Source organism: Streptomyces sp. NBC_00597 (genome assembly GCF_041431095.1).
Classification (GTDB): domain Bacteria; phylum Actinomycetota; class Actinomycetes; order Streptomycetales; family Streptomycetaceae; genus Streptomyces.
Genome location: NZ_CP107757.1, coordinates 6,334,797 through 6,357,500, shown reverse-complemented (window position 1 = coordinate 6,357,500; position 22,704 = coordinate 6,334,797). Strand labels below are relative to the sequence as shown.

Below are 22,704 nucleotides of genomic sequence, written 5' to 3'. Positions count from 1 at the left end.
TTGTACATTGCTGCTCATGACGAACCCCGCCGCACCTCTGGCCGGCCGCCGGGAATGGACCGCCTTCACCGTCCTCCTGCTGCCCCTGCTCTTGGTCTCCATGGACGTCTCCGTCCTCTACTTCGCCGTCCCCGCCATCACCCGGGAGCTGGACCCGAGCGCCACCCAGCAGCTCTGGATCTTCGACAGCTACGCCTTCGCCCTCGCCGGCCTGCTGATCACCATGGGTTCGCTCGGTGACCGGATCGGCCGCCGCAAGCTGCTGCTGATGGGCGCGACCGCCTTCGGACTCGCCTCCGTCTGCGCCGCCTACGCCACCAGCGCCGAGATGCTGATCGCGGCCCGTGTGCTGCTCGGCGTCGGCGGCGCGACCCTGATGCCCTCCACGCTGGCCCTCGTCCGCAACCTCTTCCAGGACGCGAAGCAGCGCGGACAGGCCATCGCCATCTGGTCCGGGGCCATGACCGGCGGCATCGCCCTCGGCTCCGTGATGAGCGGCGTGCTGCTGAACCACTTCTGGTGGGGTTCGGTCTTCCTGATCAACGTGCCCGCGATGCTGCTCCTGCTGGTCCTCGTCCCCGTGCTAGTGCCGGAGTTCAAGGACCCCGCGCCCGGCCGCTTCGACCTGCTGAGCGTCCCGCTGTCGACGGCCGCCGTGCTCCCGGTCGTGTACGGCCTCAAGGAGATCGCCGCCGAGGGCCTGGAGCCGCTCCACCTGGTCTCCGTGGCCGTGGGCCTGGCCTTCGGGTTCGTCTTCGTCCGTCGCCAGCGCACCCGTGACGACGCCATGGTCAGCCGGGCGCTCTTCCGGGGCCGCGGATTCGGTGCCGGGATCGCCCTCAACACCATCGCCGCCTTCGCCGTGATGGGCTCGGCCTACTTCACCACCCAGTACCTGCAGTCGGTGCTCGGCATGGGCACGCTGGAGGCCGCCCTGTGGAGCCTCGCACCCTCGCTCGTCATCGGCGCCGCCGCCCCGGTCGGCGCGGTCCTGGCCCGCAAGACCGACCGGGCGTACGTCATCGCCGGCGGCTTCGTCCTGGCCGCCGCCGGGTTCGTCCTGATCAGCCTGGTCGGCAGCGACTCCCTGTGGCTGCTGCTGACCGGCGCCGGCGTGCTGGCCTCCGGCATCGTCACCGTGATGTCCCTGGTCTCCGACATGGCGCTGGGCTCGGCCCCCGCAGAGAAGGCGGGCTCGGCCGCGTCCCTGCTGGAGACCGGCCAGGAGTTCGGCGGCGCGCTGGGCATGGCCGTCCTGGGCAGCCTCGGCACCGCCGTCTACCGCAACGACCTGTCGGATGCGGGGCCCGCCGCCCGGGAGACCCTCGGCGGGGCGGTCGCCACCGCCCACCAGCTTGGCGGCGCGGCCGGCGAGCAGTTGCTGACCGCGGCCCGCGAGGCCTTCGTCCACGGCATGCAGTACGCCGCCTGGGGCGGCGCAGCCCTGCTGCTCGCCGCCGGTGTCCTCGCGGTGGCCCTGATGCGGGGGCTCGGCGCCCCGGTCACCGAACCGGCGGAATCCGTGGAGCCCGTGGAGCCCGTGGAGGCCGCGGAGCCGACCGAGGGGGTCGAGGAGTTGGCCGGGCAGGTCGCAGCCCTGGCCGGGGAGATCGCTGAGCTGGCCGACAAGGCCGCGGCCCTCAGGAGCTGAGCCCTGTACAGCAGAGCAGAGCACCTGCGGAACACGACGAAGGGCCCGGGGAGTTCCCCGGGCCCTTCCTTCTGCCGCGTGGCCGCCGCCCCGCTACGGGATTCAGTCGAGGCTGACCGTGCGCGCCGAGACCGCGCCGATCTCGGCGGAGATCTCCGCGAGGACGTTCACCGGCACCTCCGCGTCGACCGTGAGGACGCCGAGCGCCTCGCCGCCCTCCTCGGCGCGGGCGACCTGCATGCCCGCGATGTTCAGACCGGCTTCGCCGAGGATGCGGCCGACAGTGCCGACCACGCCCGGGCGGTCGGTGTAGCGCAGCACGAGCATCTGGTCGGCGAGCGCCAGGTCCACGTCGTACTCGCCGATGCCGACGATCTTCTGAAGGTGCTTCGGACCCGCCAGCGTGCCGGAGACCGACACTTCCTGACCGTCCGACAGGGTGCCGCGCACGGTCACCACGTTGCGGTGGTCCGGGGATTCCGAGCTGGTGGTCAGACGCACCTCGACACCGCGCTCCTGCGCGAACAGCGGGGCGTTGACGTAGGAGACCGTCTCGTCGACAACGTCCTCGAAGACACCCTTGAGGGCGGAGAGTTCCAGCACCTTGACGTCGTGCTGGGTGATCTCGCCGCAGACCTCGACGTCGAGGCGGACCGCGACCTCGCCCGCGAGGGCGGTGAAGATGCGGCCGAGCTTCTCGGCGAGCGGCAGACCGGGGCGCACGTCCTCGGCGATGACACCGCCCTGGACGTTGACTGCGTCCGGTACGAGCTCGCCGGCGAGCGCGAGGCGCACCGACTTGGCGACCGCGATACCGGCCTTCTCCTGGGCCTCGTCCGTGGACGCGCCGAGGTGCGGGGTGCAGACGACCTGGTCGAGCTCGAAGAGCGGGGAGTCCGTGCAGGGCTCCTTCGCGTACACGTCGAGGCCGGCGCCGGCGACGCGGCCCTCCTTTATGGCCGAGTACAGCGCGGCCTCGTCGACGATCCCGCCGCGGGCGGCGTTGACGATGCGGACGGACGGCTTCACCTTGTGCAGGGCCTCGTCCCCGATGAGACCGATGGTCTCGGGGGTCTTGGGCAGGTGCACGGTGATGAAGTCGGCGACTTCGAGGAGCTCGTCCAGCGTCAGCATCTTGACGCCCATCTGGGCGGCGCGCGCGGGCTGCACGTAGGGGTCGTACGCGACGATCTTCATACCGAAGGCCGACATGCGCTGCGCGACCAGGACGCCGATGCGGCCGAGGCCGACGACGCCGAGGATCTTCTCGCTGAGCTCGACGCCCGTGTACTTGTTCCGCTTCCACTCGCCGTTCTTCAGGGCGGTATTGGCCTGCGGGATGTTGCGGGCCGTGGCGACGAGCAGGCCGCAGGCGAGCTCGGCGGCGGTCACGATGTTGGAGGTCGGGGCGTTCACGACCATGACGCCGGCCTTGGTGGCCGAGGAGACGTCGACGTTGTCGAGGCCGACACCGGCGCGGGCGACGACCTTGAGCTTCTTCGCGACGGCGATGGCCTCCGCGTCGACCTTGGTCGCGGAGCGCACCAGGATGGCGTCGACGTCCACGATCGCGGGGAGCAGCTCCGCGCGGTCGGCTCCGTTGACGTGCCGGATCTCGAAGTCCGGGCCGAGCGCGTCCACCGTGGCGGGCGACAGCTCTTCGGCGATGAGTACGACAGGTTTCGAGCTCACGTGGGTCCTCACAAGTCCAGTGCGGACGGCCGTCCCGACGGCCGCAGGCGGTGGAGGGGGTAGCCGCGTGGAAGACGCACGACACTGTGGGCCTGACGCGTTGTGTTGAGCAGTGTAGTGGCGGATCCTGGCCAGGATTCCGCCTGTCCGGAAGGATCACCCGTCTGGGGTTGGCCGGGGTGGACAAGCCGGACTGCGGAAGGGCCGTGTTGCGGCGTGCCGCGGGTGTGCCGGGGGCCGGAACGGCGCACCGTCCCGGCCCCCCGCGCGGACGAGATCAGCTCTCGTCGCTGTCGACCCAGCTCATCAGCTTGCGCAGCTTCTTGCCGGTGGTCTCCAGCAGGTGCGCCTCGTCGGCGTTCTTGTACTCGTTGTACTTCTTCAGGCCGCCCTTGTACTCGGCCATCCAGGTGTTGGCGAACTCGCCGCTCTGGATCTCGGCGAGGACCTGCTTCATCTCGGCCTTGGTGGCGTCGGTGATGATGCGGGGGCCGGTGATGTAGTCGCCCCACTCGGCGGTCTCGGAGACCGACCAGCGCATCTTCTCCAGGCCGCCCTCGTACATGAGGTCAACGATGAGCTTCAGCTCGTGCAGGCACTCGAAGTACGCGATCTCCGGCTGGTAGCCGGCCTCGGTCAGGGTCTCGAAACCGGCCTTGACCAGGGCGGAGGCGCCACCGCACAGGACAGCCTGCTCACCGAACAGGTCGGTCTCGGTCTCCTCGGTGAAGGTGGTCTTGATGACACCGGCGCGGGTGCCGCCGATGCCGGCCGCGTACGAGAGCGCGAGCGCGAAGGCACTGCCGGAGAAGTCCTGCTCGACGGCGGCGATGCAGGGCACGCCGCGGCCTTCCTCGTACTGGCGGCGAACGAGGTGGCCCGGGCCCTTCGGGGCGACCAGGGCGACGTCCACGTTGGCCGGGGGCTTGATGAAGCCGTAGCGGACGTTGAAGCCGTGGCCGAAGAAGAGCGCGTCACCCTCCTGGAGGTTGTCCTTGATGGACTCCTCGTAGATCTCGGCCTGGAGCGGGTCCGGGGTCAGGATCATGATGACGTTCGCCCACGCGGCGGCCTCGGCGACCGGGACGACCTTCAGGCCCTGCTCCTCGGCCTTCGCCTTGGACTTCGAGCCCTCCTTCAGGCCGACGACGACGTCGACGCCGGAGTCACGCAGCGACAGCGCGTGGGCGTGGCCCTGGCTGCCGTAGCCGATGACCGCGACCTTGCGGCCCTGGATGATGGACAGGTCGGCGTCGTTCTCGTAGAACAGCTCGGCCACTGGGATATCTCCTTGGTGCGCTGGTGTTGCACCCACCGTACGGCGGGGAACGTAGAGGAAGTTTCTTGGTCTCGCCATGCGAGAGGCAACGTCGTGCGGGGGTGTCGCGGCCGGGGCCGCGGCGGTGTCAGGCGCTACGTTCGAGCGAGCGCAGGCTGCGGTCCGTGATGGACCGTCCGCCGCGCCCTATGGCGATCGTGCCGGACTGCACGAGTTCCTTGATGCCGAAGGGCTCCAGCATCTTGAGCATCGCGCCGAGCTTGTCGGCACCGCCGGTGGCCTCGATGGTGACGGCCTCCGGGGAGACGTCGACCGTCTTGGCGCGGAACAGCTGGACGATCTCGACGATCTGGGAGCGGGTCTCGTTGTCGGCACGGACCTTCACCAGAACGAGTTCGCGCTCGATGGCGCTGTGCGGCTCCAGCTCGACGATCTTGAGCACGTTGACCAGCTTGTTCAGCTGCTTGGTCACCTGCTCCAGCGGGAGGTCCTCGACGTTCACGACGATGGTGATGCGCGAGATGTCGGGGTGCTCGGTGACGCCGACCGCGAGGGAATCGATGTTGAACCCGCGGCGGGAGAACAGCGCGGCGATCCGGGCGAGGATGCCGGGCGTGTTCTCGACCAGGACGGAGAGCGTGTGCTTGGACATGTGAGTCGTTCTCTCTCTCAGGCTCTCTCGGCTCAGTCGTCTTCGTTGTCGCCGAAGTCGGGGCGGACGCCCCGGGCTGCCATGACCTCGTCGTTGGAGGTGCCGGCGGCGACCATCGGCCACACCATGGCGTCCTCGTGGACGATGAAGTCGATCACGACGGTGCGGTCGTTGATCGCATTGGCTTCGGCGATGACCTTGTCCAGGTCGGCCGGGTCCTCACAGCGCAGCGCCACACAGCCCATCGCCTCGGACAGCTTGACGAAGTCCGGGACGCGGGTGCCCTTGCGGGGCGCGGTGGACTCGCCGAGCTGGGAGCCGACCGTGCCGTGGCCCGTCTCGTCCGCGTGCAGCACGGTGTTGGAGTACCGCTGGTTGTAGAACAGGGTCTGCCACTGGCGGACCATGCCCAGCGCACCGTTGTTGATGATCGCGACCTTGATCGGGATGTTGTTCAGCGCGCAGGTGACCAGTTCCTGATTGGTCATCTGGAAGCAGCCGTCGCCGTCGATCGCCCAGACCGTGCGCTCCGGCATGCCGACCTTGGCGCCCATCGCGGCGGGGACCGCGTAGCCCATGGTTCCGGCGCCGCCGGAGTTCAGCCAGGTGCGGGGCTCTTCGTAGTTGACGAAGTGCGAGGCCCACATCTGGTGCTGGCCGACACCGGCCGCGTAGATGGTGTGCTCGGGCGCGAGTTCGCCGATGCGCTGGATGACCTGCTGCGGCGAGAGCATGCCGTCCGCGGGGGTCTCGTAGCCCAGCGGGTACGTCTCGCGCCAGCGGCTGAGGTCCTTCCACCAGGCGGAGTAGTCCCCGGCGTTGCCCTCGGTGTGCTCGGCCTGGACCGCCTGGATCAGATCGGCGATGACCTCGCGGGCGTCGCCGACGATCGGGACGTCGACCTCGCGGTTCTTGCCGATCTCCGCCGGGTCGATGTCCGCGTGGATGACCTTGGCGAACGGGGCGAAGCTGTCCAGCTTGCCGGTGACGCGGTCGTCGAAGCGGGTGCCGAGCGCGATCAGCAGGTCCGACTTCTGCAGCGCGGTGACGGCGGTGACCGCACCGTGCATGCCCGGCATGCCGACGTGCAGCGGGTGGCTGTCGGGGAAGGAGCCCAGAGCCATCAGGGTGGTGGTGACCGGGACGCCGGTCAGCTCGGCCAGGACCTTCAGCTCGGCGGTCGCGCCGGACTTCATGACGCCGCCGCCGACGTACAGGACCGGGCGCTTGGCCTGGCAGATGAGCTTGGCGGCCTCGCGGATCTGCTTGGCGTGCGGCTTGGTGACCGGCCGGTAGCCGGGGAGGTCCTGGGACGGCGGCCACGAGAACGTGGTCTTCGTCTGGAGGGCGTCCTTGGCGATGTCGACCAGGACCGGGCCCGGACGGCCCGTGGAGGCGATGTGGAACGCCTCCGCGATCGTTTTCGGGATGTCCTCGGCCTTGGTGACCAGGAAGTTGTGCTTGGTGATCGGCATCGTGATGCCGACGATGTCCGCCTCCTGGAAGGCGTCCGTGCCGATCGCCTTCGACGAGACCTGGCCGGTGATGGCGACGAGCGGCACCGAGTCCATGTGCGCGTCGGCGATCGGGGTGACCAGGTTGGTGGCGCCCGGGCCGGAGGTGGCCATGCAGACGCCCACCTTGCCGGTGGCCTGCGCGTAGCCGGTCGCGGCGTGGCCGGCGCCCTGCTCGTGCCGGACCAGGATGTGGCGGACCTTGGTGCTGTCCATCATCGGGTCGTACGCCGGGAGGATGGCCCCGCCCGGAATACCGAAGACGGTGTCGCACCCCACCTCTTCGAGAGAGCGGATGAGGGACTGCGCACCCGTGACGTGCTCAACTGCGGCGGTCTGGTGTCCGCCGGAACGGGGCCGCGGCTGCGGATGGTGGGCCCCGGTGGCCTGCTCGGTCATCGGCATTCTCTTCTCGAAGCTGAGGGTTTTACGAGGATTCGAAGGTGTGCCAGTGCAACAAAAAACCCCTCGTGCCGGAGGCAAGCGAGGGGAGCGCGTCGGGTGTACGGAGCGGGGACATGTTGGCCCCAGCTTCAGCCGACGCGCTTTCCAAGTACGAGAATTCGGGTGCGCATGGCACTGACCCTCCCTCCGGCGGGAGGGGGATGTCAAGCGGGTGGGACGGGCGTCTCATTATGTGAGCCTCTGCGGATGGACTCGAAGCCCCCGGGTGAACCACCGGCCAAGGCAGGTTGGGCTGCCCCGCCCGGTACTGGGAACGTACCGCGCACGAGCGCGCGGCGCAGCCTGTACTCGTCGAGTGGGCCGGAAAAAGCCACTCCCTGGCCGTGCGTGCACCCCATGGCGCGCAGCACCGCGACCTGCTCGGGGAGGTCCACCCCGTCGGCCACCGACTGCATGCCCAAATCATTTGCAATGCGCAACAAACCAGCGGTGATCTTGTGGAGGCGGGCGGATTCGACCACGCCCTCGACCAGACCCCGGTCCAGCTTCAGGATGTCCACGGGGAGCCTGCGCAGGGCGCTGATGGCCGCGTAGCCGCTACCGAAGCCGTCCAGGGAGATCAGGACCCCCAGCCGACGCAGGGCCGCCAGACGCCGCTCCAGCTCGTCGAAGGGGACCCTGGGGTCGGAGACCGTAAGTTCGATCACGAGGGCTCCGGACGGCAGCCCGTGGCGGGTGAGCAGGGCCTCCACGGAGCCGAGCGGTACGGAGCGGTCCAGCAACCGCTGGGCGCCCATCCGGATCGCCACCGGTACGTCGTGCCCGATCCGGTGCCGCTCGGCGGCCTGCGCCACGGCCTCCTCCAGCAGCCAGTGCCCCAGCTCGGCCGCCCTGGCGGGCGCGGCGCCGGGCAGGCCGGAGCGGCTGTCGGGCGCGCTCGCGGCACCCTCGCTGTACTCGGCCACGCGGAGGAATTCGGCCGGGGTGAACAGGATCCCCTGCGCCGAGCGCCAGCGGGCCTGCGCGGCCACGGCCGTGACCTCGCCGGTCGCCAGCGAGACCACGGGCTGGTGCAGCAGGGCGAACTCCCCGTCGTGGAGCGCGGTGCGCAGCCGCCCGGCCAGCTCCGCCTTCCGTACGACCTCGGCCTGCATCTGGGGCGCGTACAGCTCGACCCGGTCCTTGCCGCCCGCCTTGGCGCGGTACATCGCGAGATCCGCGTTGCGCATCAGGTCCGAAGGGGTGATGCCGGGGTCGGCGAAGGCCACGCCGATGCTGGCGGCGACCCGGACCTCGCTGCCTGCGATCCGGTACGGCTGGGACAAGGTGGTGCGCAGCCGGTCCGCGATCTCGCGCACCTGGTACTCGCGGGCGCTGGGGTCGCGGCTGCCGTCGCCCAGGATCAGCGCCGCGAACTCGTCGCCGCCGAGGCGGGCCGCGGTGTCCCCGGCGCGTACGGAGTCCTGGAGGCGGCGCGCGGCCTCGGTCAGCAGCTCGTCGCCCGCCTGGTGGCCGATGGTGTCGTTGACCGCCTTGAACCCGTCGAGGTCGATGAAGAGCACGGCGGTGCTGTGGTCCCCCGCGCGCCGGCCGGTCAGGGCCTGGCGGACCCGCCGGGTGAACAGCGCCCGGTTGGGCAGGTCGGTCAGCGGATCGTGCTCGGCGCTGTGCTGGAGCTGCGCCTGGAGGCGGACCCGCTCGGTGACGTCGCGGCTGTTGAGGATGAGGCCGCCGTGGTGGCGGTTGACTGTGGACTCCACGTTGAGCCATTCGCCGCTGCCGGACGCGAAGCGGCATTCGATGCGGGTGGTGGGTTCCTCTGCGGGCGGGGCGGCGAGGAAACGGCGTACCTCGTGGACCACCCGGCCCAGGTCGTGCGGGTGGATCAAGGTGGCGAGTTCGGTTCCGACGAGCTCCTCGGCCTCGCGTCCGTAGACTCCGGCGGCGGCGGGGCTGACGTACCGCAGCGTTCCGGTGGGGGCAGCGATCATGATGACGTCGCTGGAGCCCTGGACCAGGGAGCGGAAGTGGTTCTCCTTCTGGGCGAGTTCCTGCGTCAGCGCGATGTTGTCGATGAGCATGATGCCCTGCCGGATGACGAGGGCGAGGACGACCGTGCACCCGGTGAAGACGACCACGCGGTCGACCTTCCTGCCGTCCACCACGTTGTACAGGATGCCCAGCGTGCAGACGGCGGCGGCGAGGTAGGGCGTGAGGGCGGGCAGTGAGCCGGTGATGGGGCGGCTGACCGGGCGGTCTGCGCGCGGGATCCCCGGGGTTCCCGGCTCCTGGTGGATGCGCCGAGCCCCCCAGGGCGCGTACGCGAGGAGCAGCGAGCCGGCGAACCAGCCGGCGTCGAGCAGTTGCCCTGACTGGTACTCGGCGCTCAGCAGCGGCGAGGTGAACAGGGCGTCGCTGAGCACGGTCAGGGCCAGGGCCGCAATGGCGGTGTTGACGGCCGAGCGGTTGGCCTCCGAGCGCCGGAAGTGCAGGACCAGCACCATGGAGACGAGCGCGATGTCGAGCAGCGGGTAGGCGAGGGAGAGCGCGGCGCGCGGGACGCTGCCGGGGGCCCCGGTCTGGGCGGTGCGCGCCGCGTGGGCGAGGGCCAGGCTCCAGGACAGGGTGAGCAGGGAGCCGCCGATGAGCCAGGAGTCGAGCCCGAGGCAGACCCAGCCCGCGCGGGTGACCGGGCGCTTGGCGAGGACGAGCAGGCCCACGATGGCGGGCGGCGCGAAGCAGAGGAAGGCGAAGTCGGCGAGCGAGGGCTTAGGGACGGCCTCGCCGAGGACCACCTCGTACCAGCCCCAGATGGCGTTGCCGCAGGCTCCCATGAGGGAGGAGAAGGCGAAGAGCAGCCAGGCCGGGCGCTCGCGGCTGTCGATCGCCCGTGCGTAGGTGTAGCAGGAGACGGCGGCGAGTAACGCGGCGGCGCTGAGCCCGAAGTCGCCCATGATTTCGGCGAGCTCCTCGGAGCCCCAGCCGAGGGCGGCACCGACGGCGTATCCGCCGCTGATGACGGCGAGGAGCAGCTGCATGGCCAGGCTCCTGCCGCCGCCCGAGACGGGCGGCCTGGTCAGCAGCGCCGCCCCCGGGGCACTCACCGGTCCCCCTCGCTGGCTGGTTCCGGCGCGGCCCAGTCCCGGCCGCGTCGCCTCCGGCGGCCGTGCCGCATCGGATCCTTCGTCCATTGGCCGTACATCGCCCGTCGCCCCCAAAGTGTCCGATCACTCCCCAGCGCCAGACGAATGCGCTGCAGCCCCTTGTACCGGACGATACACCACTTTCGTCACTCAGGGACATAGATGGCCTACTCTCCGTTACCACGCGGGGAGTTGTGGCCACTGTGTGCGTCCGGACGGATGCGGAGCGTGCGCAGCGCGCGTCAGTCGGTGACCAGGACCGTGTTCTCCACGGGCTCACCGGCGGCGAACCGCTGGAGCTGACGGGCCACCAGGCGCTTGGCCCGCGGCTCGAACGCCGTGCTGCTGCCGCCCACGTGAGGTGTGATCAGGACATTCGGAGCATGCCAGAGCGGGTGGCCGGCGGGCAGCGGTTCGGGGTCGGTGACGTCGAGTGCCGCGCGCAGCCGGCCCGACTCCAGTTCCGCGAGCAGTGCGGCGGTGTCCGCGACGGGGCCGCGCGCCACGTTCACCAACAGGGCGCCGTCCTTCATCCGGGCGAGGAAGGCGGCGTCGGCCAGGCCCCGCGTCGCATCGGTCAGCGGTGTGGACAGGATCACCACGTCGGCCTCCGGGAGGAGCCGGGGCAGTTCGGCGTGAGCGTGCACGGGCCCACGCGTGGTGGTGCGCGCCGAGCGTGCGACCCGTGTGACCCGCGCGCACTCGAAGGGCGCGAGCCGGTCCTCGATGGCCGCACCGATCGACCCGTAGCCGACGATCAGCACGGACTTGTCGGCGAGGGCGTCGTAGAAGCCGGAGCGCCACTCCTCGCGGTCCTGGCCGCGCACCATGCCGGGGACGCCGCGCAGCGAGGCGAGGGTGAGGGTGAGGGCGAGTTCGGCGGTGCTCGCCTCGTGGACCCCGCGGGCGTTGCACAGCCGTACGCCGGGGCGCAGGAGGCCGAGGCCGCCCAGGACGTGGTCGATGCCCGCGGTCAGCGTCTGCACGACTTCGAGGTCCGGCATGCCGGCCAGCGGGCGCAGGGCCACCTCGGAGGACTTCATGTAGGGCGTGACGTAGAAGACGCAGGCGGCCGGATCGGCCGGGAAGTCGTCCTCGCCGTCCCAGTGGCGGTAGCGGAAGGTGTCGGGGAGATTCTCGATCTCCTCGGCCGGGAACGGAAGCCAGACGTCCGCTGTCTTTGCAGTCATGATCACGAGGCTATGCCAAGGCCAAAGGATCCAGGTCAAACCGTTAGTTTGTTTGCCGGAGCGGGAGGGGGACGCGCGGGTGGAGCGCAGGTCGATCGGGGCGGGGGCGCTGACGGTGGGCGCCGTCGGGCTCGGGTGCATGCCGATGAGCTGGGCGTACGCGCCCTCGCGGCGCCGCGGCGAGGAGTCGCTGGCCACCGTGCACAGGGCGCTGGACCTGGGGGCGAACCTGCTGGACACCGCTGACCTGTACGGGCCGTTCACCAATGAGCTGCTGCTGGGGCGGGTGCTGCGGGAGCGGCGCACGGAGGCGTTCGTGTCCGCCAAGGTGGGGCTGCGGGCGGGCGAGCAGCACGTGGTGGCGGACGGCCGGCCCGGATACATGCGGCGGGCCTGCGACGCCTCGCTGCGCCGGCTGCGGACGGACGTCATAGACCTCTACCAGCTGCACCGGGTGGACCCGGACGTACCGGTGGAGGAGACCTGGGGGGCGATGGCGGAGCTGGTGGCGGCCGGAAAGGTGCGGGCGCTGGGGTTCTGCGCGCTGGGCGCGGGCGCCGGACCGGGGGCGGGACGGCGCGGGGACCGGGCGTACCGGGTGACATTGGGGCACCTGGAGCGGGTCCAGCAGGTGTTCCCGGTGAGTGCGGTGCAGGCGGAGCTGTCGGTGTGGTCGCCGGAGGCGGCACGGCAGCTGCTGCCCTGGTGCGCGGCGCGCGGGGTGGGGTTCTTGGCGGCGATGCCGCTGGGCAGCGGGTTCCTGACGGGGACGCTCAGGCCGGGCGAGGGCTTCGAGTGGGAGGACGTGCGGGCCCGGCATCCGCGGTTCACGGCGGAGTCGATGGCGGCGAACCAGGTGCTGGTGGCGGGGCTGCGGCGGGTGGCCCGTCGGCACGGGCCGCACGTGACGGCGGCGCAGGTGGCCCTGGCGTGGGTGCTGGCGCAGGGGTCGCAGGTGGTGCCGGTGCCGGGGGCCGACCGGGCGCACTGGGCGGCGGAGAACGCGGGGGCGGCGGAGCTCGGGCTGACGGCCGGGGACCTCGCCGAGATCGCGGCGCTGCCGGCGGCGGTGGGAGCCTGGGACTGAGCCCGGAAGCGGGCCGGGAGCCATCCGGGGGCGATCCGGGAGCCGGCCGGCGAACCACTCGATCGGGTGTACGAGTGGTGGAACTTGGGGGACTGCCGCCGGTGTTGAAACGGGTGGAAGGCACGATCGCAGGACCGGAGGGGAGCAGGACGATGCGATACGGACAGGCTCACGAGCCGTACGAGGGCCCGCGCACCAGGACCCGTGGAGTGCTGGCGGCCTTCGCCCTGGCCGGATGCGGAGCCCTGCTCGCAGCAGGCTGCGCACCGGCGGGCGCCCCCGGGGCCAAACCGGGCACGTCACCACCCCGCGCGGCCCCCACCGCATCGGCGGGCGGCACCGCGGGCTCCCCGTCCGGCTCCCCGGCGGCCGCCGCACCGCCGGCCAAGGGGTCGGTGACGGTGACGGGCGAGATCGCCAAGGGCCTGGAGTCCCCGTGGGGGGTGGCGCCGTTGCCCGGCGGGGACCTGCTGGTCGCCTCGCGTGACAAGGGGACGATCAGCAGGGTCGCGGTGGCCACCGGCGCGGTGACGCCGATCGGTGAGGTGCCCGGGGTGGCTCCGGGCGGAGAGGGCGGGCTGTTGGGGCTCGCACTGTCGCCCTCGTTCGCCTCGGACCGGATGGTGTACGCGTACTTCACGACGGAGTCCGACAACCGCATCGCCCGGATGCGGTACGACGAGCACCGGGACCCCGGCCAGCAACTGGGCGCGCCGGACACGGTGTTGCGGGGCATCCCCAAGGGCCTGATCCACAACGGCGGCCGGATCGCGTTCGGTCCGGACAAGATGCTCTACGCGGGGACGGGCGAGACCGGTGACACCGGGCTCGCGCAGGACAAGAAGTCGCTGGGCGGCAAGATCCTTCGGATGACTCCGGACGGGCAGCCGGTGCACGGCAATCCGGAGGCGGACTCCGTCGTCTACTCCTACGGGCACCGCAATGTGCAGGGCCTGGCCTGGGACAAGGACAAGCGTTTGTGGGCCTCCGAGTTCGGCCAGAACACCTGGGACGAGCTGAACCTGATCGAGCCCGGTGCGAACTACGGCTGGCCGGAGGCCGAGGGGAAGGCCGGTAAGCCGGGTCTGCGCGATCCGGTGGCCGTGTGGAAGACCGACGAGGCCTCGCCGAGCGGGATCGCCTGGGCGCAGGGCTCGGTGTGGATGGCCGGGCTGAAGGGCGAGCGGCTGTGGCGGATCCCTCTGGCCGGGGCGAATCCGGTGGCCGAACCGGAGGCCTTCCTGACGGGGAAGTACGGCCGGCTGCGCACGGTGGTGGCACTCGGCGGGGACAAATTGTTGCTGGTCACGAGCGAGACGGACGGGCGCGGGTCGCCGGAGGCGGGCGACGACAGGATCCTGACACTGACAGTGCGGTAACCGACGTGGCCCTGCTGGGGGCGGAAGGCACGGTGGGCGCGGTGTTCAACATGATCGAGGAGCTCTTCAGCCCAGGACGCAAGCACACGCACGAGGAGAAGAAGCGGCTGGAGCTGTCCCGGATCGACGTGAACGACGGTGATCCGGGACGCGGTCCGATAGACCTGGATTCCGGCAAGGTGCTCATACGCCCGACGGAGCGGCCCCCGCAGGAGTGAGCGGCGCGAACAGCCGTAGCCGGTGGGCGAGGGCGGCCGCCTCGCCGCGGCCGGCGACGCCGAGCTTGGCCAGGATGTTCGAGACGTGCACGCTGGCCGTCTTCGGGGAGATGAACAGCTCCTCGGCGATCTGGCGGTTGCTGTTGCCCGCCGCGACCAGGCGCAGTACGTCCCGTTCGCGGCTGGTCAGGCCCAGGGCCTCGACGGGGTCGGCCTCCGGTGCGGGCAGGACCGGGGGTGTGTCGGCCACGGTGAGCGGGATCCGGGCGCGCTGGGCGAGCAGGGCCAGGTCCTCGCGGAGCCTGCGGGCGCCGAACCGGTCCGCGGTGGCGTGGGCCTCGCGGAGCAGCATGGCGGCGGGCTCGCGGTCGCGGCCGCAGGCCAGCAGGGTCTCGGCGAGCCGGTGGCGGGCGCGGGCCAGCAGGTACGGACGCTCCAGCGGTCGGACGGCCCGCTCGACGGCGGCCCAGTCGGCGGCGGTGTCCCGGTCCTCGGCACGCAGCAGCTCGGCGCGCAGGAACTCGGCGTGGGCGGCCCACACGGGCACCGGGGTGGCCAGGGCGCGGGCGGCGCCGCGGATCGCGTCCAGGGCGGCTGCGCGGCCGACTTCGGCGGCCGGGAGTCCCCGGGCGTCCGCCTCGGCGGACGCGGCGGCGAGCAGCAGTGGCCATGCGTAGCGGTGGTGGCCGAGCGGGAAGCCGTAGGCGATCGCCGCGGCGGTCTCGGTGCGGACGTCGGCTATCCGGCCCTCTCCCGCGGCCACGCCTACCGCGAGGCGGAAGAGCGGTATGCGGTGCTGGGGCTGGCTGTCGTGGGTGCCGAAGTGAGTGTGGGCGGCGGAGAGCCGGCCGGTCGCCTCGGTCAGTTCGCCGCGCGCCAGGGCCAGGTAGGACAGCCGTGCGGAGGCGGAACCGCGCGGGGCCGCGCTCTGGCCGACGCGCAGGGCGCGCTGGGCGGCTTCGGCGGCCTCGTCCCAGCGGCCGAGGCTGTACAGGCTCTCCGCCATGTTCCCGCTGATCCAGGCCTCGGTGTCCAGGAGCCGTGACTTCTTGACGAGTTCGACCCCTTGTTCGGCCAGTTCCACGGCTTCGCGGGACCGGCCCATGCTTTCCAGCTGAGAGGTGAGGTTGATATGTGCGCGTCCCGCCAGCATGACGAGCCCCAGTTCGGTGGCCCGCTCCCGGACGGCGAACAGTTCGGCGAGGCCGCGCTCGGCGTCGCCGGAGTCGGTGAGCAGGGAGCCCACCGTGATCCGGGCGTTGAGCTCGATGTCCTCGGCCCCGAGCATGCGGGCGTAGGACACGGCGCGTTCGGCGGCGTCGAGGTTGCCGGGGCCGGGGTTGTGGAGCATGCCCCAGCCCGCGGCCCGGACCAGGACCTGGGCGTGCACCTGGGACGGGGGCAGCCCCTTGACGAGTTCCTGCGCCTTGCCGAGCTCGGCCCAGCCGTCGCCGCGGGCCAGGCTGGACACGAGCGCGGAGCGCTCGGTCCAGAACCAGGCGGCCCGCAGCGGGTCGCCGTCGCCGTCCTCCTCCAGCAGCCGCAGCGCCGTCTTGGTGATCTTCAGGGCGCGTTCGCGTTCGCCCCCGAAGCGGGCGGCGACGGTCGCCTCGGCCAGCAGGTCGAGCCGCTTGAGCGGGGTGGTCGCCGGGTCGCAGCCGCACGGCGGGTACACATCGGTGTAGTCCACCGGGCGCAGCGCCTCGCGGACCTCCTGCGGCGCGCTCTCCCACAGGTCCAGCGCCCGTTCCAGCAGGCGCAGCTGCTCGGAGTAGGCGTGCCGGCGGCGGGCGGCGACAGAGGCGGCGAGGACGGCGGGCAGCGCCTTGGCCGTGTCGTTGGCGTGGTACCAGTAGGTGGCCAGCCGGATGACCCGCTCCGCGGCGCGGATCAGCGAGTCGTCGGCCTCCAGGGCTTCGGCGTAGCGGCGGTTGACGCGGGCCCGTTCCCCGGGCAACAGGTCGTCGCTGACGGCCTCGCGGACGAGCGAGTGGCGGAAGCGGAAGCCTTCCCCGTCGGAGGTGGCGAGGAGGATGTTGGCGCCGACGGCGGCCCGCAGGGCCTCGATCAGCTCGTCCTCGGTCAGCCCGGCGACGGCGCGCAGGAGCGGGTACTCCACGGTGGAACCGCCCTCGGCGACGATGCGCACGACGCGCTGGGCGGCCTCCGGCAGCACCTCGACGCGGACGAGCAGCAGGTCCCGCAGGGACTCGGTGAGTCCGGCGCGGCAGCCGCTCTCCTTGCAGGCGGCGAGTTCCTCGACGAAGAAGGCGTTGCCGTCGGAGCGGTCGAACACGGAGTCCACGTAGGCCTCGTCGGGCTGCGAGGCGAGGATGCCGGCGAGCTGGCGGCGCACCTCGGCCCGGTTGAAGCGGGGCAGTTCGATGCGCTGGACGGTGCGGAGCCGGTCCAGTTCGGCGAGCAGCGGGCGCAGCGGGTGTCGGCGGTGGATGTCGTCGGCCCGGTAGGTGGCGACGATGACGAGGCGGCCGCCGGCGAGGGTGCGGAAGAGGTAGGAGAGCAGGTGCCGGGTGGAGGTGTCCGCCCAGTGCAGGTCCTCCAGGACGAGGACGACGGTGCGGTCGGTGGCGAGGCGTTCCAGCATCCGGGCCGTCAGCTCGAAGAGGCGGGCGGTGCTTTCCTCGTCGTGCGGGCCGCGGGGGGTGTCGCCGAGTTCGGGAAGGATCCGGGCGAGTTCGTCCTCCTGGCCCCCGGCCGCGGCTGCCAGTTCCCCGGGGAGCTGGCGGTGCAGGGTGCGCAGTGCCGTCGAGAACGGGGCGAAGGGAAGGCCCTCCGCCCCGATCTCCACACAGCCTCCGACGGCCACCACCGCACCGCGGCGGGCTGCTTCGGAGAGGAACTCCTCGGTGAGGCGGGTCTTTCCGACCCCGGCCTCACCTCCGATGAGCATCGCCTGCGGCTCTCGGCCCGCTGCGCGGGTCAGTGCGTCGGTGAGTACGGCCAGTTCGTCGGCTCGGCCGACGAACACCGGGCTGACAGATCTGGTTTCCACGCCGCCGAGCATCGCACAGGAGTCCTGGCCGGCGGCACTCGTTATCGGTGCGCTTCTCATCACGCGTCAGTCCGCACGCTTCGCGGCGCGGGTCACGCGGCGCGGGTGAAGCGGCTCCGCTGCCCGCTCACCGGCCCTTCGGGTTCCTGGCTGCGCCAGGAGGTGCGGCGCGCCTTGGTGGCCTCGCGGACCAGGCGGTACTCGTTGGCCTCGCGGATGAGTTCGGCGCTGCGGGCGGTGGCGATCTCGTACTGGAACATCTCGACTCCTGGCTTCGCGTTTCTCGGGCACCTCGTTCGGTGTGATCCAAGATTCGCGGCCCAGGGGGTGCCGGCACATCGGGCGCATGCCGCATCTGTCCGGGGCAGGGGGCCTTAGGCCGGGGCCGCAGGTGTGCGGGTGGGGCCGGGAGTGCCTAGGAGGGGGTCCTAGGCAGGCGGGCGGAGGTCCTAGGCGGCCTTCGGGAGGGGAGCCAGGATGTCGAAGTACATGAGGCCGAAGAGCAGTACGCCCAGGGCGCCGAGTGCGACGGCGGCCCAGGAGACGGCGCGGACCCAGGTCGGGAGGGTGCGGCCGGGGGCGCCGAAGGCGGGGCGGGCCAGCACGAAGACGGCGAGGAGCAGGGCGAGGGTGGACAGGACGCCGTTGACGAGGGCGGTCATGTGCCAGGCGTCGCCGTACAGGGCCTCGATCTTGGCCTCGGTGGTGGCGGCGTTGACCGATTCGATCTGGCCCACGAGGGTCTGTCGCTCCGCGAAGACGCGCGATACCCAGCTGCCACTGAGGGCGACGAGCCCGAGGCCGGCCGCGACGACTGCGGAGGCCGCGGCGCCGACGCCGTCGGACTGCTCACCGCTGTCGTCGAGCTCGTCGAGGAGGTCGTCCTCGCCGAGGTCCTCGTCGGAGGGGGCGGACTCGGGGGCCTCGGCGGTCTCCGCGGCGGTGTCCTTGATGTCGGCATTGGCCTCGGCGGCGTCGGCGGCCTGGGGCTCGGCGGTGTCCGCCTCGGGCGCGGTCGGGTCGGCGGTCTTCGTGGTGTCCATGCGGGGCACCGTAGGCGGCTTGTCTGAGAGGTTCCTGAGAAGGCGCCGACCTGGTCGGACCGGGTCTGCCGCGGGCCCCGGAGGGGGGCCGCGGCGGGTGGTGTCAGGCGGTGGGAGCAGGCGGCCACTCGTGGGCGAGGACCGCCCAGATCTCGGTGTCCTGGCGGACGCCGTGGTGGGGGTAGCTCTCGCGCAGGACGCCCTCGCGGGTCATGCCGAGGCGCTCCGCGACGGCGAGGCTCTTCTTGTTGGCGGAAGAGGCGTGCCACTCGGCCCGGTGCATGCCGCGCTCTTGGAAGGCCCAGTCGATCAGGACGCGGCAGGCCCGGGTCACCAGGCCCCGGCCGGCGGCCGCGGGCTCCAGCCAGCAGCCGACCTCGCAGTTGCCGGATGCGGCGTCGAAGGTGCGGAAGAGGACGCCGCCGACGAGGGTGCCCGCGACGCGGATGCCGTAGATCCGCCCGCCGTCGGCGGCCGTCTTGTGGGCGTACGCGGAGAGGAAGCCGCGCGCCGAGTCGAGGTCGGTGACGACGTCGGCCAGGACGATGTGCTCGCCGATGAACCCGCGGCCTCGGTCCATGTGCGCGAGGAACTCCTCGGCGTGCCACACCTCCAGCGGGAAGAGCTGGGCGTCGTCGGCGAGGTCTATCGAGAACATGCGGGTTCTTCCTTGGGTCTCATGCGGCGGGTTGCCGGATCACCGGGATGCTGTGGCGGGCTCGGCGCCGTCCTCGCTCGTGACGGAGTCCGCGCCGGGTCGCTGCGCGGGAAGTGTCGCACGCGGACCGCACTCCGGGGGCTCGATGCTGATCTTGGGCAGTCGGCGGTCCAGCCAGGCGGGGAGCCACCAGTTGGCGCCGCCGAGCAGGTGCATCAGCGCCGGGACGAGCAGGGTGCGCAGGACGAACGCGTCGAGCGCCACGGCCGAGGCGAGCGCGATGCCGAACATCGCGATGATGCGGTCGCCGCTGAGGACGAAGGCCAGGAAGACGGAGATCATGATGACGGCCGCCGAGTTGATCACCCGGCTGGTCTCGGCGAGGCCGACGCGGACGGCCCGCCGGTTGTCGCCGGTCTCCAGCCACTCCTCGTACATCCGGCTGACCAGGAACACCTGGTAGTCCATGGACAGCCCGAACAGGACCGACACCATGATCACCGGCAGGAAGGGCTCGATCGGGCCGGCGCTGCCCAGGCCCAGCAGCTCGCTGCCCCAGCCCCACTGGAAGATCGCGACGACGACGCCGAAGGAGGAGGCGACGGCCGCGACGTTCATGGCGGCCGCCTTGAGCGGGATGCCGAGGGACCGGAAGGCCAGCAACAGCAGGACACAGCCGAGGGTGATCACCACCCCGACGAACAGCGGCAGTTTCCCGACGATGACGTCGGCGAAGTCGTCGTATCCGGCGGTCACACCGCCGACGTGGACGGTCATGGAGTTGCCGTGCGCAGCGCCCGGTATGACGCTCTCGCGCAACGTCGTGACCAGCTCGCTCGTGGCCCGGGACTGCGGAGCGGAGTCCGGTACGACGGTCAGGACGGCGGTGTCCCCGCTGCGGTTGAACACGGCCGGGCCGGTGGCGGCGACGCCGTCGGTCGTACGGAGCGCCCCGGTGAGGTGCTCGACGGCGAGCCGGTCCCCGGCGCCGTCGAGGCGGGCCACGACGGTGAGCGGGCCGTTCACACCGGGCCCGAACCCGTCGGCGAGGAGGTCGTAGGCCTGTCGGGTGGTGGAACCCGCCGGGTTGTTTCCCTGGTCCGAGGTGCCCAGGTGGAGCGAGAAGGTGGGCAGCGCCAGCACCACCATGACCAGCGTGGCGACGAGGCCGAGCAGCTTGGGGCGGCGCTCCACGAAGGCCGACCAGCGGGCGGCGAGCCCGGTGGGCGTCTCGGGCCTCGGCCCCTCGGCGGCGAGCCTGCGCCGCTCGCGGCGCGAGAGGGCGTGCATGCCGATGTACGAGAGGAGGGCCGGCAGCAGCGTGACCGAGGCGGCCACCGTCAGCACCACCGTGAGGGAGGCGGCGATCGCGACGCCGTTCAGGAAGTTCAGCCGCAGCACCAGCATGCCGAGCAGTGCGATGCAGACGGTTGCCCCGGCGAAGACGACGGCCCGGCCGGTGGTGGCGACGGCCCGCTCGGCGGCCTCCTGGACCGGCAGGCCGCGCATGAGGCCCTTGCGGTGCCGGGTCACGATGAACAGCGCGTAGTCGATGCCCACGCCGAGTCCGACGAGCGTGCCCAGCATCGGGGCGAAGTCGGCGACGGGCATCGCGTGCCCGAGGAGGGTGATGCCGAAATACGCGGTGCCCACACTGACGAGGGCGGTGGCTATGGGCAGCAGGCTCGCGGCGAGCGAGCCGAAGGCGAGGAAGAGGACCAACGCCGCGACGGCCACGCCGATGACCTCGGCGACGTGGGCCGTGGGCGCCTCGGTCAGGGCTATGGCTCGGCCGCCGAGTTCGACCCGGAGGCCGTCCGCCTCGGTGGTGGGGTTCTTCGCGGCCTCGACGACGGCCTTCGCCTGCGCCTTGGGTACGGAGTCGGCCTGCCGGTCGAAGGTCACCACGGCGTAGGCGGTGCGCCCGTCGGGGCTGATCTGCGCGGCGCTCTCGGGGCCGGGGCCGTAGGGACCTGCGACCGAACCGACGCCGGGGAGCGCGGCGACGGCGTCGAGGGCCCGGGCCATCCGCTGCTCGACACCCGGAGAGCGGACCGTCTGATGGTCCGGGGCCCGCCAGACGATGGTGTCGGTGTCGCCGCCCTGGCCGTGGAAGCCCTCGCGGAGGAGGGCGTGGGCGCGGCTGGACTCGGTGCCGGAGACCTCGTAGTCGTTGGAGAACGCCGATCCGGCGGTCGCCGCGGCAACGGCTGTGCCGCCCAGTGCGAGCAGCCAGAGGAGAAGGGCCACCAGTCGGTGCCGCATGCACCACCGTGCGATCACTGCCAACGGACGTGCTCCCTGGTGGTTCGGATCTTTACCGGGAGCTGCCCGACGCAAAGAACGCTAGAACTCGTGAAGGCGTGGCCGACGGCCCGGGGGATCGCCCCGGGGGCTCGGCCAAGATGGTCTACGGCGTCACGATCGCAGCGTTTCGTGATCGTTGGCCCGTTTCGTGTGCATCGTCACAGGGGCGAAGGGTAGTACGGGACCGAGGTCATCCGTCCGACGGGCCGGTCGGCCCGTCCGCCCGGTAGCCCGCGACGGAGGGCCACCTGACGGTGAGGACCACCGCATCCTCCTCCGCGTACCAGGAGTGGTCGACGCCGCGGCCCCAGACGACGTAGTCCCCCTGTTCGGCGAGGACCACGGTCCGGCCGGGGAACTCCAGCCGGAAGCGGCCGCTGATCAGCACCTGGAGCGCGGTGCGTTCCTCTCCCCGTACCCACTGGGCCCGCTCGTCGCCCTTCGGGTGGACTCCCCACTTGATCTCCACGTCCGTGCTGTGGCGCGGATCGCCGGGGTCCTTGAAGTGGCCGAGGAGCCAGCCGCGGTCGGTGGCCGCGTCCGGGGCGGCCTTGCCGGTGTAGATGGAGTCGTCGTTCACGGGCCGAGGCTAATGCAGTTGTGCGGCCGTGCGGATGGCTGGTGAGCTGGCCCGATGACGATGGATCCGGACGAACTGGTGAAGGTACGGGCCGCCTACGACCGGGAGATGCGCCGCGACGCACCGCCGGACACCGCGCAGACCCGGGTGGAGCGGGTCGGGGCGGTCGTCCGGCAGAGCGCGGAGGGGCCCGGGTGGAACGCCGTCCTCTGGTCGGACCTCGACGAGGGGACGGCGGATGCGGAGATCGCGGCGCAGGTCGCGTACTTCGCGGGGCGCGGGGCCGGCAGGTTCGAGTGGAAGCTGTACGACCACGACCGGCCGGCCGACCTCGGGGACCGGCTGCGCGCGGCGGGCTTCGTACCGGAGCCGGCCGAGACCCTGCTGGTGGGCCGGGCTCAGGAGCTCGCCGCGCTGCCGGTAGAGCCGCCGGAGGGGATCACGCTGCGGGCGGTGACGGACGGGGCGGGCGTGGACCTGATGATGGACGTGCACGCGAAGGCCTTCGGCGTGGAGCGCCCCGAGATCCGGCACCTGCTGCTCACGCTGCTGCGGGACGAGCCGCAGACCCTCGCGGCGGTGGTGGCGATGGCCGGGGACGTGCCGGTGAGCGCGGCCCGCATGGAGATGCGCCCGGGCTCCTCCTTCGCGGGCCTCTGGGGCGGCGGCACCCTCCCCCGGTGGCGGGGCCGGGGTCTGTACCGCCTCCTGGTCGCGCACCGGGCCCGCATCGCGGCGGCCCGCGGCATCCCCTACCTCCAGGTGGACGCCTCGCAGGACAGCCGCCCGATCCTCCAGCGCCTGGGCTTCGAGAGGCTGGGCACGACGGTGCCGTACGTGTGGAGGGGGCAGGAGTAGGGGCGCGGGTCCACGTGTTCGGGCAAGATCGGGGG

17 protein-coding genes are annotated in these 22,704 nt (G+C 71.7%); 5 read left to right on the top strand and 12 right to left on the bottom strand.

The features are described from left to right. Nucleotides 1-16: 16 nt before the first annotated feature. Nucleotides 17-1,651 (top strand): MFS transporter, encoded by a 1,635-nt coding sequence (locus OG974_RS29080; RefSeq protein WP_371644922.1) that lies wholly within the window; start codon nucleotides 17-19, stop codon nucleotides 1,649-1,651. A 102-nt stretch (nucleotides 1,652-1,753) separates the two neighbouring features. On the opposite strand, the gene serA is transcribed toward OG974_RS29080, so the two are convergent. The 6 genes from serA to OG974_RS29050 all read right to left on the bottom strand — a co-directional run bounded on the left by serA (nucleotide 1,754) and on the right by OG974_RS29050 (nucleotide 11,526). Further along, nucleotides 1,754-3,343, bottom strand: a complete 1,590-nt coding sequence (serA, locus tag OG974_RS29075) for a phosphoglycerate dehydrogenase (RefSeq protein WP_327278715.1) — start codon at nucleotides 3,341-3,343, stop codon at nucleotides 1,754-1,756. A 277-nt stretch (nucleotides 3,344-3,620) separates the two neighbouring features. Continuing rightward, complete coding sequence (gene ilvC / locus OG974_RS29070; protein ID WP_327278714.1) at nucleotides 3,621-4,622, bottom strand: ketol-acid reductoisomerase; 1,002 nt, start codon at nucleotides 4,620-4,622, stop codon at nucleotides 3,621-3,623. Between the two features lie 127 nt (nucleotides 4,623-4,749). Beyond that, nucleotides 4,750-5,274, bottom strand: coding sequence for an acetolactate synthase small subunit (gene ilvN, locus OG974_RS29065; protein WP_327278713.1), 525 nt, complete (start codon nucleotides 5,272-5,274; stop codon nucleotides 4,750-4,752). Nucleotides 5,275-5,306: 32 nt separating this feature from the next. Next, nucleotides 5,307-7,193, bottom strand: a complete 1,887-nt coding sequence (locus OG974_RS29060; protein WP_327278712.1) for an acetolactate synthase large subunit — start codon at nucleotides 7,191-7,193, stop codon at nucleotides 5,307-5,309. A gap of 203 nt (nucleotides 7,194-7,396) precedes the next feature. Next, complete coding sequence (locus OG974_RS29055) at nucleotides 7,397-10,231, bottom strand: putative bifunctional diguanylate cyclase/phosphodiesterase (RefSeq protein WP_371646941.1); 2,835 nt, start codon at nucleotides 10,229-10,231, stop codon at nucleotides 7,397-7,399. A 347-nt stretch (nucleotides 10,232-10,578) separates the two neighbouring features. Continuing rightward, entirely contained in the window at nucleotides 10,579-11,526 is a 948-nt protein-coding gene (locus OG974_RS29050) for a 2-hydroxyacid dehydrogenase (RefSeq protein ID WP_328763788.1), read from the bottom strand. A 79-nt stretch (nucleotides 11,527-11,605) separates the two neighbouring features. On the opposite strand from OG974_RS29050, the gene OG974_RS29045 reads away from it, so the two are divergent. The 3 genes from OG974_RS29045 to OG974_RS29035 all read left to right on the top strand — a co-directional run bounded on the left by OG974_RS29045 (nucleotide 11,606) and on the right by OG974_RS29035 (nucleotide 14,210). Next, complete coding sequence (locus tag OG974_RS29045; RefSeq protein ID WP_327278710.1) at nucleotides 11,606-12,613, top strand: aldo/keto reductase; 1,008 nt, start codon at nucleotides 11,606-11,608, stop codon at nucleotides 12,611-12,613. A 152-nt stretch (nucleotides 12,614-12,765) separates the two neighbouring features. Next, nucleotides 12,766-13,992 carry a PQQ-dependent sugar dehydrogenase gene (locus OG974_RS29040; RefSeq protein WP_327278709.1) on the top strand — a complete coding sequence of 409 codons (1,227 nt, stop codon included), beginning with the start codon at nucleotides 12,766-12,768 and terminating at the stop codon, nucleotides 13,990-13,992. A gap of 5 nt (nucleotides 13,993-13,997) precedes the next feature. Further along, nucleotides 13,998-14,210 (top strand): DUF6191 domain-containing protein, encoded by a 213-nt coding sequence (locus tag OG974_RS29035; RefSeq protein WP_371644918.1) that lies wholly within the window; start codon nucleotides 13,998-14,000, stop codon nucleotides 14,208-14,210. Here OG974_RS29035 and OG974_RS29030 read toward each other — a convergent pair. From OG974_RS29030 to OG974_RS29005, 6 genes are all read right to left on the bottom strand, one after another. Continuing rightward, on the bottom strand, nucleotides 14,176-17,235 hold the full coding sequence (locus tag OG974_RS29030) for an AAA family ATPase (protein WP_327285798.1): 3,060 nt from the start codon (nucleotides 17,233-17,235) through the stop codon (nucleotides 14,176-14,178). The genes OG974_RS29035 and OG974_RS29030 overlap by 35 nt on opposite strands. An 80-nt stretch (nucleotides 17,236-17,315) precedes the next feature. Then, entirely contained in the window at nucleotides 17,316-17,483 is a 168-nt protein-coding gene (locus OG974_RS29025; RefSeq protein WP_327278708.1) for a hypothetical protein, read from the bottom strand. A gap of 189 nt (nucleotides 17,484-17,672) precedes the next feature. After that, nucleotides 17,673-18,266 carry a hypothetical protein gene (locus OG974_RS29020; RefSeq protein ID WP_371644916.1) on the bottom strand — a complete coding sequence of 198 codons (594 nt, stop codon included), beginning with the start codon at nucleotides 18,264-18,266 and terminating at the stop codon, nucleotides 17,673-17,675. Nucleotides 18,267-18,369: 103 nt separating this feature from the next. After that, complete coding sequence (locus tag OG974_RS29015) at nucleotides 18,370-18,924, bottom strand: GNAT family protein (protein WP_327278706.1); 555 nt, start codon at nucleotides 18,922-18,924, stop codon at nucleotides 18,370-18,372. 39 nt (nucleotides 18,925-18,963) lie between these two features. Continuing rightward, nucleotides 18,964-21,213, bottom strand: a complete 2,250-nt coding sequence (locus OG974_RS29010; protein ID WP_327278705.1) for an MMPL family transporter — start codon at nucleotides 21,211-21,213, stop codon at nucleotides 18,964-18,966. Between the two features lie 208 nt (nucleotides 21,214-21,421). Beyond that, nucleotides 21,422-21,811: a signal peptidase I gene (locus OG974_RS29005; protein ID WP_328763783.1), complete on the bottom strand. Its 390-nt coding sequence runs from the start codon at nucleotides 21,809-21,811 to the stop codon at nucleotides 21,422-21,424. 60 nt (nucleotides 21,812-21,871) lie between these two features. On the opposite strand from OG974_RS29005, the gene OG974_RS29000 reads away from it, so the two are divergent. Further along, the gene (locus OG974_RS29000) at nucleotides 21,872-22,669 is read left to right on the top strand and encodes a GNAT family N-acetyltransferase (protein ID WP_327285797.1); all 798 of its coding nucleotides are present in this window, start codon (nucleotides 21,872-21,874) and stop codon (nucleotides 22,667-22,669) included. The last annotated feature ends 35 nt before the right edge of the window (nucleotides 22,670-22,704 follow it).